Here is a 13,448-nt window from a genome sequence, read left to right as displayed (position 1 = left end):
TTGGCGGTAGATGACTACCGCCAGAGAGGTATTTGTCCTGACTTCAGGCGGAGAAAAACGCCATCAGCAAAGGCACTAACAGACTCAGAATAAAGCCGTGGACGATGGCTGCCGGAACCATCTCCAGACCGCCGCTGCGTTGGAGCACCGGTAAGGTGAAATCCATTGATGTCGCGCCACATAGCCCCAGCGCGGTTGAGCGGCTGCGGCCCACCATTCCAGGAATCAACATAATGGCAATCAGTTCGCGGGCCAGGTCATTAAAGAAGGCGGCGCTACCAATCACCGGCCCGAACGATTCGGTTAACAGAATACCGGACAGGGAATACCAGCCAAAACCTGATGCCATCGCCAGCGCGGTTTTCAGCGGCAGGCCGAGGATCAACGCATTGATAACCCCCGCCAGCATCGAACTGGCGACGACGACCACCGCAACAATCATCCCCCGGCGATTCAGCACAATTTGCTTTAAGGTCATACCGCTGTTGCGCAGTTGAATCCCGACCAGGAACAGTAAAAAGATTAACGTATATTCGCTGGCTTCGGTGGCGTGCTGCAGAATAGGAAGACCGGTGAGGCCGAGCAGAAAACCCACGACGACGACGCCACAAAGCTGGAGCGACTCAAGCGCCATCGCAATTCGCGAGGGTAGCTTTTCTTGCTTGTGGTTATGTCGCCAGGGCAGTGAACGCTCCAGCCAGAACAGCGCCGCGATATTACACAGCAAAATGACCGTCACGCTGACCGCAGAATAATGAAGAATGGCTAACAGGTTGCTGGCGAGATTATCCAGAAACGCCAGGCTGATACCCATAAAAAAGAGAATAAGGTAGACGATCCAGCTCAACAGGCGATTGATGAGTTTTAATGCAGCCCTGTGCCGAAGCGGAATAAGGTAGCCCACAATAAGGGGAACCAGAATGATTAACAGCCCTGAAAACATGAAAACCAGATCCTTGCTGAGAGTAAGACGAAATGCGCCAGCACACACTACTCAATGCAAAGAAGGGAGTAAAGTTGCAAATAAAAGGAAATATAGCGGGGAAAAAAAGACCTGACTTGCGCCAGGCCTTTTTTGTTATCGATTAATCGCGTTTTTCCAGCAAAGTGCGGTAAATAAGACCGCCGAGGACCCCACCGATAATCGGCATAACCCAGAAGAACCACAATTGCTGTAATGCCCAGCCGCCCTGGAAGATGGCTACAGCGGTACTACGTGCCGGGTTAACGGAGGTGTTGGTAACCGGAATACTGATCAAGTGGATCAGGGTTAACGCCAGACCAATCGCAATAGGTGCAAAACCTGCCGGAGCATGTTTATCGGTCGCACCGTGGATCACTAATAAGAAACCAGCGGTCAAAATAATTTCAATTACGACGGCAGAAAGCATTGAATAGCCGCCAGGTGAATGTTCACCAAAGCCGTTCGAGGCAAAACCACTGGCAGTTGCGTCAAAACCAGCTTTACCGCTGGCAATAAGATACAGTGCCGCTGCTGCAACAATACCGCCCACAACCTGAGCGATAACATAACCAATAACGTCTTTTGCCGGGAAGCGACCGCCCGCCCATAAACCGAAGGTCACCGCCGGGTTAAAGTGTCCGCCGGAAATATGACCTACGGCGAATGCCATGGTTAATACGGTCAAACCAAACGCCAGCGCGACACCGGCAAATCCAATACCCAACTCCGGGAATGCTGCGGCCAGAACTGCGCTACCGCACCCACCAAAGACGAGCCAAAACGTACCGAAGAATTCGGCTGCTAATTTCCTGAACATAACCACCTCAATTAAAAGTTCCGGGTTCGTGTTCCTTACCCGGTAATTCATCGCTAAAAGGGACGATGATGAAAGAGCCGGTATTTTAGAAAAAAACATCATCCCTTCGCCAGTTAAATTGATGAAAAAATTTGATTTAAGGCAATATGTTGTGATTCCTTTTTGAATATTGGATGAATGAAGCATAGTTCAATTAGCAAAACGGCGATGATTGAGTTCTGAAATAATATTCCGGGGAAAACATAAGAAGAATATTCTTATATTTTTTGATTTCTGCGACTAACCTCCTGATCATATCGGGTGTCCTGAGCGCCCGCTTGCCGTTATACTCCTGATAACTTGAAGGAAAAAGTTAGCATTTCCGGAGGCTATATGATTCTCGAACGCGTTGAGATTGTTGGATTTCGTGGTATTAACCGTCTGTCGTTGATGCTGGAGCAAAGCAACGTGCTGATTGGGGAGAATGCGTGGGGTAAGTCCAGTCTGCTGGATGCTTTAACCCTGTTGCTGTCGCCGGAAACTGATTTGTACCACTTTGACCGCGAAGATTTCTGGTTCCCGCCGGGCGATATTCAAGGCCGGGAACATCATCTGCATATCATCCTGACGTTTCGTGAGTCTCAACCGGGTCGCCACCGCGTGCGCAGGTATCGTCCTCTGGAAGCCAGCTGGACGCTGTGTCAGGATGGCTATCACCGCATTTTCTATCGACTGGAAGGTGAATGTGCGGACGACGGTAGCGTTCTGACGTTACGCAGTTTTCTGGATGGCGAGGGCCATCAGCTTCCCCTCGACGACATTAACGATCAGGCGCGGCACCTCGTGCGTTTGATGCCAGTACTGCGCCTGCGTGACGCGCGTTTTATGCGACGGATCCGTAACGGTACGGTGCCGGATTCGGCGGATGTCGAAGTGACCGCGCGGCAACTGGATTTTCTGGCACGTGAACTGGCTACCCGACCGCAAAACCTGACAGATGGGCAGATACGTCAGGGGTTATCGGCCATGGTACAGCTGTTGGAACACTATTTTTCTGAGCAGGGTTCCAGTCAGTCCCGCTATCGTCTGATGCGTCGACGTTCCAATAACGAACAACGTAGCTGGCGCTATCTGGATATTATCAACCGTATGATTGATAGACCGGGCGGACGCACGCACCGCGTGATCCTGTTGGGACTGTTTTCGACGCTGTTACAGGCCAAAGGCACGCTGAGGCTGGATAAAGACGCCCGGCCGTTACTGTTGGTAGAAGATCCTGAAACGCGTTTACATCCGATTATGCTGTCGGTTGCCTGGCACCTGCTGAATTTGCTTCCGCTGCAACGGGTGGCGACCACCAACTCAGGTGAGTTACTGTCCCTCACCCCCGTGGAACACGTTGTCCGCCTGGTGCGTGAGTCCTCCCGCGTCGCCGCCTGGCGGCTTGGGCCAGGTGGGATCAGCGCAGAAGATGGTCGGCGTATTGCCTTTCATATTCGTTTTAACCGTGCATCGTCGTTGTTTGCCCGCTGTTGGCTGCTGGTGGAAGGCGAAACGGAAACCTGGGTCATTAACGAACTGGCCCGCCAGTGTGGGCACCACTTTGATGCGGAAGGTATCAAAGTCATTGAATTTGCCCAGTCCGGCCTTAAGCCGCTGGTTAAGTTCGCCCGCCGGATGGGTATCGAGTGGCATGTGCTGGTTGATGGTGATGAAGCCGGGAAAAAGTATGCCGCTACGGTGCGGAGTTTGTTGAATAACGACAGAGAAGAAGAGCGCGATCATTTAACCATGCTTCCCGCGCTGGACATGGAACATTTTATGTATCGCCAGGGGTTCGCTGACGTATTCCACAGGGTGGCGCAAATCCCCGAAAACGTGCCCATGAATATGCGCAAAATTATCTCGAAGGCGATTCACCGGTCGTCAAAACCAGATTTAGCCATTGAGGTGGCGATGGAAGCCGGGCGGCGCGGCGTTGACGCGGTGCCAACGCTGCTGCGAAAAATGTTTTCCCGCGTGCTGTGGTTGGCACGCGGCAGAGCGGATTAGTTGCGAAACATCGACGACAGCTGCGAGTGGATGCTGTCCAGTAGCTGGTAGCGACGGCGGTATTCCGCGCGTTTTTTGCTGGCAATGTCCGCTTCGCTTTTTCGCGCCATTGTGCGTGGGATATGGTAATAGCCGTGACTGTCGCACTCACCGCCAACCGACTCCCAAAATGCGTTGTAGTCAGAAAGTATCACCTTGTTTTTATCGTGGTAACGCGGGCTGCGAAAGATATGCTGTTCATTACTGACAGCCAGAATTTGTTTGATATTCAATTGTTCTGCAAAACAGCAAATGGCTTCCATCACAATACGTTTAGGGAAAATCCCGTAGCATGATTTGGTCGCTTTTTGAATTTCTTCATGTGGCAGTAATCGACTGCCTCCCTGTAACCCGCCAATAAACAGTGTGCTGCTTCCTTGATAATTGCACAGCGTAAACGTCATTTCCGCTAAAGTCTCGCCAGCGCTATTGCGTACCAGAATGGTACTTTCACCTTCTTTATCCAGTGAGATAAATGAGCCCAGTATTACGCTAAATATTTCGCTATTTTTGCCTTCAATTTGTGCCAGTTGTAATCCATCCGCACTTAAATAAGCTTTATATTCCGTGGCTGAAAAAGAGCTGCGGATAGCATTGTAATGAAAACGCACAGCATCCAGTTTCATTTTCCGATCAAGGTTTTGTGCGAGATAGGCGCGATGTAGGCGAACCGGCAGACGAGGCTGGCGTGCCAGTACGCTATCGAGATCAGGCCATTGCGCCAGTTCAGTCATCCATTCATGCATTAATCGTGGCATAAGCGCTGAGCGCAACAAAAACTTACGACGGAAGCTACGCTGATGCCAAAATTTTCCAGGGCGCCAATGTCCGGTCATCAGGCTACAAAAGAGGCTAAAACTTGTGGCGGGTTTTGAAGAATGAAAAGTGCTGTCAGTTAGCTGGCTCATAATAACAATCCGATGGATACTCTGGTACTAATTTCAACACAGCGGATCTTAACCATTCATCAATAACTCTGTTATTCTTGCGTTTTTCAACGGCTATTTATTTAACGTTGATGTTTACCACTCCACTCTGGTGGACGTATTGGGGGAAATTGGGACATTTATGAAGCTCAAGGGAAAAATCAAAAAGCGCTATTTTCTCTTCGCCATCATCATTATTGTGGCGATAATTGCACTTTGGCGAACGCTTAATGCGCCTTTACCTCAGTATCAAACGTTAATTGTGCGTCCGGGCGATCTGCAGCAAAGCGTACTGGCAACCGGCAAACTGGATGCGTTGCGTAAAGTTGACGTCGGGGCGCAGGTAAGCGGGCAGTTAAAAACGCTGTCGGTCGCGATTGGCGACAAAGTAAAAAAAGATCAACTGCTTGGCGTTATCGATCCTGAACAGGCGCAAAACCAGATTAAAGAGGTTGAAGCGACGCTGATGGAATTACGCGCTCAGCGTTTACAGGCTGAAGCCGAGTGGAAACTGGCGCGGGTAACGCTTTCCCGTCAGCAACAGCTGGCGAAAACCCAGGCTGTCTCGCAGCAGGATCTCGACACGGCGGCTACTCAGATGGCGGTCAAACAGGCGCAAATCGGCACAATTGATGCGCAAATTAAGCGTAATCAGGCCTCTCTCGATACGGCAAAAACCAACCTTGATTACACCCGCATCGTCGCGCCAATGGCAGGCGAAGTCACGCAAATTACTACCCTTCAGGGGCAAACCGTTATTGCTGCCCAGCAGGCGCCTAACATTCTGACATTGGCAGATATGAGCACCATGCTGGTGAAAGCGCAGGTTTCCGAGGCGGATGTGATTCACCTGCATCCCGGGCAAAAGGCCTGGTTTACCGTACTGGGCGATCCTCAGACGCGCTACGAAGGTAAGCTCAAAGATGTTCTTCCGACGCCAGAGAAAGTGAATGATGCAATTTTCTACTATGCTCGCTTCGAAGTTCCCAACCCGAAAGGGATCCTGCGTCTGGATATGACCGCGCAGGTCCATATCCAGCTCACCGATGTGAAAAATGTCCTGACGATCCCGCTGTCGGCGCTGGGCGATCCTATTGGCAACAATCGTTATAACGTCAGGCTGCTGCGTAACGGCGAAACCCGTGAACGCGAAGTGGTTATCGGCGCGCGTAATGACACTGATGTGGAGATCGTGAAAGGGCTGGAAGAGGGGGATGAAGTCATCACCGGTGAGGGCAACGCTGGAGCGCCAAAATGACGGTATTGCTTGAACTGAGCAATATCCGCCGCAGCTATCCATCAGGCGAAGGCCAGGTCGAGGTATTGAAGGACGTATCCTTGAGCATTCAGGCCGGGGAAATGGTGGCGATTGTCGGGGCGTCTGGCTCGGGGAAATCGACGCTGATGAATATTCTCGGCTGTCTGGACAAACCCACCAGCGGTACGTATCGGGTTGCCGGGCGCGATGTCTCCACGCTGGATAGCGATGCGTTAGCCCAGCTGCGTCGCGAACATTTCGGTTTTATCTTCCAGCGTTATCATTTGTTGTCGCATTTAACCGCCGCGCAAAACGTTGAGGTGCCTGCAGTCTACGCTGGTACCGAACGTAAGCAGCGCCTGGCCCGTGCCCAAGAACTCCTGCAGCGACTGGGCCTGGGCGACAGAGTTGACTATCAGCCTTCCCAGCTTTCCGGTGGTCAGCAGCAGCGGGTCAGTATTGCGCGTGCGCTGATGAACGGGGGACAGGTCATCCTCGCCGACGAACCCACCGGCGCGCTGGACAGCCATTCAGGCGAAGAGGTGATGGCGATTTTGCATCAGCTGCGCGATCGCGGGCATACGGTGATTATCGTCACTCACGACAGCCAGGTCGCCGCACAGGCCGAACGCGTCATTGAAATTCGTGACGGCGAGATTGTGCGCAATCCGCCGTCGCACAAACCCTCTACCGGGCGCGATATCGCGGAGCCGACGGTGAAAACGGCGTCCGGTTGGGGGCAGTTTGCCAGCGGTTTTCGCGAAGCGCTCACTATGGCCTGGCTGGCAATGGCTGCGAATAAAATGCGAACGCTACTGACCATGCTTGGGATCATCATCGGTATTGCTTCAGTGGTGTCGATTGTGGTGGTAGGCGATGCGGCTAAACAGCTGGTGCTGGCAGATATTCGCGCTATCGGCACCAATACCATCGATATCTATCCTGGCAAAGATTTCGGCGACGACGACCCACAATATCAACAGGCGCTGAAGTATGACGATTTAACGGCGTTACAGAAGCAGCCCTGGGTCAGTTCGGTGACGCCTGCGGTGTCGAAAAACCTGCGGCTACGCTATGGCAATATCGACGTGGCAGCCAGTGCTAATGGCGTTAGCGGCGACTATTTCAACGTCTATGGCATGACGTTTAGCGAAGGGACCACTTTTAACGCTGAACAACTGGCGGGGCGCGCTCAGGTGGTGGTGCTCGACAGCAATACCCGTCGTCAATTGTTCCCCAACAAAGCGAAAGTTGTCGGCGAAGTCGTGCTGGTGGGGAATATGCCTGCCACGGTGATTGGTGTTGCAGAAGAGAAACAGTCGATGTTTGGCAGTAGCAAGATCCTGCGGGTCTGGCTGCCTTACAGCACCATGTCCGGGCGAATTATGGGGCAGTCGTGGCTGAACTCGATCACCGTGCGGGTGAAAGACGGTTTTGATAGTGCCCAGGCCGAGCAGCAGCTCACCCGACTACTGACGTTACGCCACGGTAAGAAGGATTTCTTCACCTGGAATATGGACGGTGTCTTGAAAACCGCCGAAAAGACCACACGTACATTACAACTCTTCCTGACGCTGGTGGCCGTGATTTCGCTGGTGGTCGGTGGGATTGGTGTGATGAATATTATGCTGGTTTCGGTAACCGAACGAACGCGCGAGATTGGCATTCGTATGGCGGTTGGCGCCCGCGCCAGTGACGTGCTGCAGCAGTTCTTAATTGAAGCGGTGTTGGTGTGTCTGGTTGGCGGCGCGTTGGGCATTAGCTTGTCGATGCTGATCGCCTTTACGCTTCAGCTATTCCTGCCTGGCTGGGAAATAGGTTTCTCACCCGTAGCCTTATTGACGGCGTTTCTGTGTTCGACTGCGACCGGGATTTTGTTTGGCTGGCTACCGGCGCGAAATGCGGCGCGGCTGGATCCGGTAGATGCTCTGGCGCGGGAATAATACCATCGAGATAAAAATGCCAGCCGCAAAGGCTGGCATTTTGACTGCGGGATGTACACAATGAAACAGAAGAGCTATGCGACAGCTTCTGCTTCAATGACAGGCACGATGACACTGGCATGATTGCCTTTTGGCCCCTGGTGGACATCAAACTGGACAGACTGCCCGGCTTTTAGCGTTCTGTAACCATCCATCTGAATGGTGGAGTAATGGGCGAAAATATCTTCGCCGCCGCCTTCGGGGCAGATGAAACCAAACCCTTTGGCGTTGTTGAACCACTTAACAGTACCCGTTTCCATGCTTCGACATCCTTCGTAAATCTTATATAAGTAAGATGGAATGAACCGGTGGCGGAGTGGGGGCTGTTCAAAACCTCGCCAACTCTCGAAACTACAATTTAGAGAAATCAGGCGAGGCGTCAAGCGCCAGGCTGACGGAATAGGGTAAAAATGCATCAAAATTTGAAGCAGTTAACGCTATTGTCGGTTATGTGACAGATGTCGCGGATGGCACTAATAGATGATAGTTATCTAATACTTGAGGTAGATTGATTGTGCGCATAGGCTGCTTGTCAGCGGCAAGATTTTCTGCCGGAAACCGTAACTGAAGATGACGACTGACAATGGGTAAGACTAACGACTGGCTGGATTTCGATCTGCTGGCGGAAGATAAATTGCGCGACGCGCTAAAACCGCCATCTATGTATAAAGTGATATTAGTCAATGATGATTACACTCCGATGGAGTTTGTTATTGACGTGTTACAAAAATTCTTTTCTTATGATGTAGAACGTGCAACGCAACTGATGCTTGCCGTTCACTATCAAGGTAAAGCGATTTGCGGCGTATTCACTGCCGAAGTGGCTGAAACCAAAGTTGCGATGGTGAACAAGTATGCGAGGGAGAACGAGCATCCGTTGCTGTGTACGCTAGAAAAAGCCTAAATGCAGGCATAAATATTGGGGGAGGTGCCTATGCTCAATCAAGAACTGGAGCTCAGTTTAAACATGGCTTTCGCCAGAGCGCGCGAGCACCGACATGAGTTTATGACCGTCGAGCACTTGCTACTGGCATTGCTCAGTAACCCATCGGCCCGCGAAGCGCTGGAAGCGTGTTCTGTGGATCTGGTGGCGCTGCGTCAGGAACTCGAAGCCTTCATTGAACAAACCACACCCGTATTGCCTGCCAGTGAAGAAGAGCGCGACACGCAGCCCACGTTGAGTTTTCAGCGTGTGTTGCAACGCGCGGTCTTTCATGTTCAGTCCTCCGGGCGCAATGAAGTTACCGGTGCTAATGTGCTGGTCGCCATCTTCAGCGAGCAGGAATCTCAGGCGGCTTATCTGCTGCGTAAGCATGAAGTGAGTCGCCTTGATGTGGTGAATTTTATTTCTCATGGCACGCGCAAAGACGAACCAAGTCAGTCCTCTGACTCTGGTAATCAGCCGAATAACGAAGAGCAAGCTGGCGGGGAGGACCGTATGGAGAACTTCACGACTAACCTTAACCAGCTTGCCCGTGTGGGCGGAATTGATCCGCTCATTGGCCGGGACAAAGAGCTGGAACGCGCCATTCAGGTACTGTGCCGTCGTCGAAAAAACAACCCGCTGCTGGTGGGTGAGTCTGGCGTCGGTAAAACCGCTATTGCGGAAGGCCTCGCCTGGCGTATCGTCCAGGGCGACGTGCCGGAAGTGATGGCTGATTGTACCCTTTACTCTCTGGATATCGGCTCGCTGCTGGCGGGTACCAAATACCGTGGCGATTTTGAAAAACGCTTTAAGGCGCTGCTGAAACAACTGGAACAGGATACTAACAGCATTCTGTTTATCGATGAGATCCACACCATTATCGGCGCGGGTGCGGCATCGGGCGGCCAGGTGGATGCGGCTAACCTGATCAAACCGTTGCTCTCCAGCGGTAAAATCCGTGTAATAGGCTCCACAACCTATCAGGAATTCAGCAATATCTTTGAAAAGGACCGCGCGCTAGCACGCCGTTTCCAGAAAATCGATATCACTGAGCCGTCGGTTGAAGAGACCGTGCAGATCATCAACGGTCTGAAGCCGAAATACGAAGCGCACCATGACGTTCGCTACACCGCCAAAGCGGTGCGTGCAGCGGTCGAACTGGCGGTGAAATACATTAACGATCGTCATCTGCCGGACAAAGCGATTGACGTGATCGATGAGGCGGGCGCGCGGGCGCGTCTGATGCCGGTCAGCAAGCGCAAGAAAACCGTCAACGTGGCGGATATCGAGTCCGTCGTGGCCCGCATTGCGCGGATCCCGGAGAAGAGCGTTTCTCAGAGCGATCGCGATACGCTGAAAAACCTGGGCAACCGTCTGAAAATGCTGGTATTCGGACAGGATAAAGCCATTGAGGCGCTGACTGAAGCGATCAAAATGAGCCGTGCTGGTCTGGGACACGAGCATAAACCTGTCGGTTCGTTCCTGTTTGCCGGACCGACTGGCGTTGGTAAGACCGAAGTCACGGTGCAGTTGTCCAAAGCGCTGGGTATTGAGCTGCTGCGGTTTGATATGTCCGAGTATATGGAACGTCACACCGTCAGCCGCCTGATTGGTGCGCCTCCGGGATATGTCGGTTTCGACCAGGGCGGTTTGCTGACAGATGCTGTCATTAAGCATCCGCATGCGGTACTGCTGCTGGATGAAATCGAAAAAGCGCATCCAGACGTCTTTAACCTGCTGCTGCAGGTGATGGATAACGGTACGCTGACCGACAATAACGGGCGTAAAGCGGATTTCCGCAACGTGGTGCTGGTCATGACCACCAACGCCGGCGTGCGTGAAACCGAGCGTAAATCGATTGGGCTGATTCATCAGGACAACAGTACTGATGCGATGGGCGAAATCAAAAAAGTGTTTACGCCGGAATTCCGTAACCGTCTCGACAACATTATCTGGTTCGATCATCTCTCTACTGAGGTGATTCATCAGGTTGTTGATAAGTTTATCGTCGAACTTCAGGTTCAGTTGGATCAGAAAGGTGTCTCTCTGGAAGTGAGTCAGGAAGCCCGCGACTGGCTGGCTGAGAAGGGCTACGACCGCGCAATGGGCGCACGCCCGATGACGCGCGTTGTCCAGGATAACCTGAAAAAACCATTGGCTAACGAACTGCTGTTCGGCTCGCTTGTGGATGGCGGTCAGGTGACCGTTGCGCTGGATAAAGAGAAAAATGAGCTGACCTATGGTTTCCAGAGTGCGCAAAAGCACAAGCCAGAAGCAGCACATTAATATCTAACCACCTAATGAGCCGGGCGTAATGCCCGGTTTTTTTTCGTCTGAAAGTCGTGATTTGAATAGGGGGGATTAAACGGAAGGCAAAAAATAAGCCTGCGTAAGGGAGATTACGCAGGCTAAGGAGGTGGTTCCTGGTACAGCTAGCATTTATGGGTTATGTTTTTCAGCGGATGAGATAATACCCTTAATGAACGAAGCGGTATGTGATCGATTTCTAAGAATCTTCCGAACGCTGAAAAATAACCGTAATTAACTACTTAGCATGTGGGTTGCGCGTGGACTCACCGGCAAAATTACGCATCAACAATGCATAATTCAGATCGATATCCTCCGGGACAGGCATCCACACGGTGTAACCATCGCCCGGCGCAACCGGCATCGCTTCGCCTTTCGCGTTTTCCATCTGTTCGAGGGTAAAGTTGATGTTGCCCTGTGGGGTCATCAGCTCCAGGCTGTCGCCGACGGTGAATTTATTTTTCACCAGCACAGCCGCCAGTTCACCTTTACGTTCGCCAGTGAATTCGCCGACAAACTGCTGACGCTCGGAAACAGAGAAGCCGTATTCGTAGTTCTGATAGTCGTCATGTGTATGGCGGCGCAGGAACCCCTCGGTGTAACCGCGATGCGCCAGACCTTCCAGCGTTTCCAGCAGTTGCGGGTCGAACGGTTTCCCGGCAGCGGCATCATCAATGGCCTTGCGATAAACCTGCGCGGTACGTGCACAGTAATAGTATGATTTAGTACGGCCTTCAATTTTCAGCGAATGCACGCCCATCTGAGTCAGGCGCTCAACGTGGGCAATGGCACGCAAATCCTTCGAGTTCATGATGTAAGTGCCGTGTTCGTCTTCAAACGCGGTCATGTACTCACCCGGACGCTGGGCTTCTTCGATCATAAAGACTTTGTCAGTCGGCGCGCCAATACCCAGCGTCGGCTCAACATTTTGTACCGGGATAGGCTCGTACTTATGCACGATATTGCCCACCACGTCCTCTTTGCCTTCCTGCACGTTGTATTCCCAGCGGCAGGCATTGGTACAGGTACCCTGATTTGGGTCACGTTTGTTGATGTAGCCAGAGAGCAGGCAGCGGCCGGAGTAAGCCATGCACAGCGCGCCGTGAACAAAGATCTCAATTTCCATATCCGGCACCTGGGTGCGGATCTCTTCAATTTCTTCCAACGACAGTTCGCGGGACAGGATCACTCGAGTCAATCCCATCTGCTTCCAGAATTTCACCGTCGCCCAGTTTACGGCGTTAGCCTGTACTGAAAGGTGAATGTCCATGTCAGGGAAGTTTTCGCGCACCAGCATAATCAGACCGGGGTCGGACATGATCAGTGCATCCGGCCCCATTTCCACCACCGGTTTCAGGTCACGAATGAAGGTCTTCAGCTTGGCGTTATGCGGGGCAATATTAACCACCACATAGAATTTTTTACCCAGTTCATGGGCTTCATTAATGCCTAGCTGCAGGTTTTCGTGATTGAATTCGTTGTTGCGTACGCGCAGTGAGTAACGCGGCTGGCCCGCATATACAGCGTCTGCGCCATAGGCGAAAGCGTAACGCATGTTTTTCAGCGTTCCCGCCGGGGAAAGGAGTTCCGGTTTAAACATAATTATCTCGTTCTGATGACAGGTCAGACTCGCCTCACTCAATGAGACGGTTAGGGGAGCGCCCCCATATTAAGGGCGGGCATTGTAGCGCTGTGGGGAAGACAGGTAAAGAAAAACGCCGGGCGACAGCGTGGCGTTACCCGGCTGAGCGAGTCATTATCAGGTTTTATCTTTTATCGTCTGACTTACACCATTGGTCTTAACTGAAGCAATACCGGTCTCGCGCGACTGTTCATTCGCATACAGTTGACTGCTACCAATAATCTGGTGGTTTGCTGCTTTCAGATTGAAATGCAATTTGCCATTAGCTGCCGTTTTTTTCTCATAACGCTCGGCTAGAGGGCTGTTAGCCTGGACAGATGCGATCCCTTTTTCTGCCGCGCCTTTTGTCGTGTAAAGCTCACTGGTAAGGATAGTTTCCCCGTTTCCAGCCTTAAGAACAAAGCGGTACTGATCATCGCTACTCTTGCTTAATTCAAACCAACCAGCCATATGAACTCCTTGATTAAAGTTTTATATCAAACAGTTATTGACGACAGTGTTGCCACAAAGAGTATGAGCGATATTTGGAGAGTTGCTAGTCAACAGGACTCCACGAA

General features: G+C 51.9%; 11 protein-coding genes. 5 read left to right on the top strand and 6 right to left on the bottom strand.

The window, feature by feature from the left end; translation table 11 throughout:
- Positions 1-43: 43 nt before the first annotated feature.
- Positions 44-943 carry a lysine exporter LysO family protein gene (locus tag N0B36_RS08070; RefSeq protein ID WP_016153656.1) on the bottom strand — a complete coding sequence of 300 codons (900 nt, stop codon included), beginning with the start codon at positions 941-943 and terminating at the stop codon, positions 44-46.
- 142 nt (positions 944-1,085) lie between these two features.
- Entirely contained in the window at positions 1,086-1,781 is a 696-nt protein-coding gene (gene aqpZ / locus N0B36_RS08065) for an aquaporin Z (RefSeq protein WP_003840208.1), read from the bottom strand.
- Positions 1,782-2,153: 372 nt separating this feature from the next.
- Between aqpZ and N0B36_RS08060 the strand changes: the two genes are divergently transcribed.
- Positions 2,154-3,812, top strand: coding sequence for an ATP-dependent endonuclease (locus N0B36_RS08060; protein ID WP_016153655.1), 1,659 nt, complete (start codon positions 2,154-2,156; stop codon positions 3,810-3,812).
- Here N0B36_RS08060 and N0B36_RS08055 read toward each other — a convergent pair.
- Positions 3,809-4,759, bottom strand: coding sequence for a VirK/YbjX family protein (locus N0B36_RS08055; RefSeq protein WP_016156939.1), 951 nt, complete (start codon positions 4,757-4,759; stop codon positions 3,809-3,811). The genes N0B36_RS08060 and N0B36_RS08055 overlap by 4 nt on opposite strands.
- Positions 4,760-4,919: 160 nt before the next feature.
- Between N0B36_RS08055 and macA the strand changes: the two genes are divergently transcribed.
- Together macA and macB are read left to right on the top strand one after the other, a co-directional pair.
- Positions 4,920-6,035: a macrolide transporter subunit MacA gene (macA, locus tag N0B36_RS08050; protein WP_016156938.1), complete on the top strand. Its 1,116-nt coding sequence runs from the start codon at positions 4,920-4,922 to the stop codon at positions 6,033-6,035.
- Positions 6,032-7,978, top strand: a complete 1,947-nt coding sequence (gene macB, locus N0B36_RS08045) for a macrolide ABC transporter ATP-binding protein/permease MacB (protein WP_181221536.1) — start codon at positions 6,032-6,034, stop codon at positions 7,976-7,978. Before macA ends, macB begins: the two co-directional genes overlap by 4 nt.
- 74 nt (positions 7,979-8,052) lie before the next feature.
- Here the strand turns inward: macB and cspD are convergent, their stop codons facing one another.
- Positions 8,053-8,277 (bottom strand): cold shock-like protein CspD, encoded by a 225-nt coding sequence (cspD, locus tag N0B36_RS08040; protein WP_003036813.1) that lies wholly within the window; start codon positions 8,275-8,277, stop codon positions 8,053-8,055.
- Between the two features lie 323 nt (positions 8,278-8,600).
- On the opposite strand from cspD, the gene clpS reads away from it, so the two are divergent.
- Positions 8,601-8,921 (top strand): ATP-dependent Clp protease adapter ClpS, encoded by a 321-nt coding sequence (gene clpS / locus N0B36_RS08035; RefSeq protein WP_003036810.1) that lies wholly within the window; start codon positions 8,601-8,603, stop codon positions 8,919-8,921.
- Positions 8,922-8,951: 30 nt separating this feature from the next.
- Positions 8,952-11,228, top strand: coding sequence for an ATP-dependent Clp protease ATP-binding subunit ClpA (gene clpA / locus N0B36_RS08030; RefSeq protein WP_016153651.1), 2,277 nt, complete (start codon positions 8,952-8,954; stop codon positions 11,226-11,228).
- Positions 11,229-11,487: 259 nt separating this feature from the next.
- Here clpA and yegQ read toward each other — a convergent pair whose 3' ends face one another.
- Both yegQ and N0B36_RS08020 read right to left on the bottom strand, forming a co-directional pair.
- Positions 11,488-12,849 (bottom strand): tRNA 5-hydroxyuridine modification protein YegQ, encoded by a 1,362-nt coding sequence (yegQ, locus tag N0B36_RS08025; RefSeq protein WP_006683890.1) that lies wholly within the window; start codon positions 12,847-12,849, stop codon positions 11,488-11,490.
- Between the two features lie 159 nt (positions 12,850-13,008).
- Positions 13,009-13,341: a YegP family protein gene (locus N0B36_RS08020; RefSeq protein ID WP_016153608.1), complete on the bottom strand. Its 333-nt coding sequence runs from the start codon at positions 13,339-13,341 to the stop codon at positions 13,009-13,011.
- Positions 13,342-13,448 lie beyond the last annotated feature (107 nt).

Origin of the sequence: Citrobacter sp. XY323 (genome assembly GCF_025106035.1) — a bacterium.
Classification (GTDB): domain Bacteria; phylum Pseudomonadota; class Gammaproteobacteria; order Enterobacterales; family Enterobacteriaceae; genus Citrobacter; species Citrobacter braakii.
Note: the sequence above shows the minus strand (reverse complement) of the source record. Positions and strands in the feature narration are given on the sequence as shown.